Source organism: Pseudomonas sp. IT-196MI5, assembly GCF_949767415.1.
Lineage (GTDB): Bacteria > Pseudomonadota > Gammaproteobacteria > Pseudomonadales > Pseudomonadaceae > Aquipseudomonas.
This window is the reverse complement of record NZ_CATKPZ010000040.1, coordinates 1-1714: the sequence shown is the minus strand read 5'-3', so window position 1 is coordinate 1714 and position 1714 is coordinate 1. Positions and strand designations below refer to the sequence as shown.

General features: G+C 51.1%; 3 protein-coding genes and 1 pseudogene. All 4 read left to right on the top strand.

Going from position 1 to position 1714, the window contains the following annotated elements; translation table 11 throughout:
• Positions 1-591: RHS repeat-associated core domain-containing protein (locus ACM6IK_RS20855; RefSeq protein ID WP_414875823.1), on the top strand; the 591-nt coding region annotated here is incomplete at its 5' end.
• Position 592: 1 nt separating this feature from the next.
• The gene (locus ACM6IK_RS20850) at positions 593-952 is read left to right on the top strand and encodes a hypothetical protein (RefSeq protein ID WP_414875822.1); all 360 of its coding nucleotides are present in this window, start codon (positions 593-595) and stop codon (positions 950-952) included.
• Positions 953-1128: 176 nt separating this feature from the next.
• Complete coding sequence (locus ACM6IK_RS20845; protein WP_414875824.1) at positions 1129-1389, top strand: PAAR domain-containing protein; 261 nt, start codon at positions 1129-1131, stop codon at positions 1387-1389.
• 78 nt (positions 1390-1467) lie between these two features.
• Positions 1468-1714: pseudogene (locus tag ACM6IK_RS20840) on the top strand (hypothetical protein); the annotation flags it as partial.

Below are 1714 nucleotides of genomic sequence, written 5' to 3'. Positions count from 1 at the left end.
TTGACCGACGAACACGGCGACATCGCCTGGGCCGGCGTCTACAAAGCTTGGGGTTTAGCCAAGGAACAGCGCAGCGAGACTGCCAAGCGCACAGATATCCGCAATCCACTGCGCTTTCAGGGGCAGTACTTCGACGTGGAAACCGGGCTGCACTACAACCGCTATCGGTACTATGATCCGCAGACCGGGCGGTTTATTGGCAAGGACCCGATTGGGTTTGCGGGTGGGCTGAATGTCTATGCCTATGCGCCGAATCCAGTTGGGTGGATTGACCCGCTCGGGCTGGCAGCCAACAGAGGAAGAATCCAAGCTCAAGGGACAAAACTTGAACAGTCGGTAAGTTGGAACCAAGACTCACCACTTACCGCTGCTGATGCAAAACTAAAACTGGATGAACTCAAGGGAAAACTAGGCCGTCAAGATTTGAGAGCTCGGGAAGAAGCCTTCGGCAAAACCGAGCGTTTTATTGATAATGCTTGCGCCTGTGGTGGTGTTAGCGCCCCCGTGAGCAAGACATTTATGGTGAGAGATACCGCACACGAACGTGTGGATATAGAAGTCACCTCTGGAACAGCATTTACGGATAAATAATATGTTTAACGACTACCTATCCACTCCAAGCACATACAAAAAACTTGAAAAACACATCAAAGAAACCTTTATCGAACTTGCATTTTCATACAACATAGACATTGAGAGCTTTATTACTCCTTTTTATAACACAAGCTTTTCCAACGGAACTCCCTTTATGGACGCCAACCCCATATTTTCGGTCAAACACAAAAAAACAGGAAACATATTAAAAATAGTTCTGGATGAAGACCTCGGCAAAACCATTCTTACCACTAAAAAATCAGGACTAGGGTATGAAACATCCATTATTTCCGCTCAAAAAGACCTCATCTCAATTAAAAATGAAATATCTAAATGGCTCAACACACTTACCACTTAAATTGGTCATTCTCTATCGACACTGGCCACACACTAGCCTAATCGTCAGTAACCACCACAATCCTTCAATCTAAAAAACGAGACGAGTCAGTATGAATAACCTCCCATCTCCATATTCCCTCCAGCAGAACGAGACAGCCGTCTTCAACCAGCAGCCAGAGCGAGTGCTATGAAATGATGCCAATAGTTCGACTCGGCGATACCACCGACCACGGCGGCGTTGTCACCGAATCCATCCCCCACACCAACCTCAACGGCAAACCGATGGCCGGTAAAGGCCACATGGTGATGTGCCCCTTGTGCAAGGGGCCCTTCCCGATTGCCGAAGGCAGCAGCACCTATTCCGTCAACGGAATACCCGTGGCTTTAGATGGCATGAAGACTACCTGCGGTGCCACCCTGATCGCCAGCGGCTCGCGTGGTGCCGTGCATCGCTGACCGGCGCCCCGCTCTTTAACAACTGGACGACCCCGGCATTAGCTTGATCGCGCTAAGGCCTTTGCCTGCGAAGAGTGGCAGACCGAATCCTTCGCCTACGACGGCAATGGCAACCTGCTGCTGGCCGAAAACGCCGCCTGCAAACTGCAATGGTTCTACGACCGTGCGGGTAACAACACCCGTGAGCATCAATACCTGCGTTACCTTCAAGAACCGCATGTAGCGGTGTGGAAGCATGAACACGATGCCCTCAACCAGCGTATCGCCACCACCCGCCCGGACGGGCATCGGGTCAGCTGGCTGACCTATGGCAGCGGCCATCTGC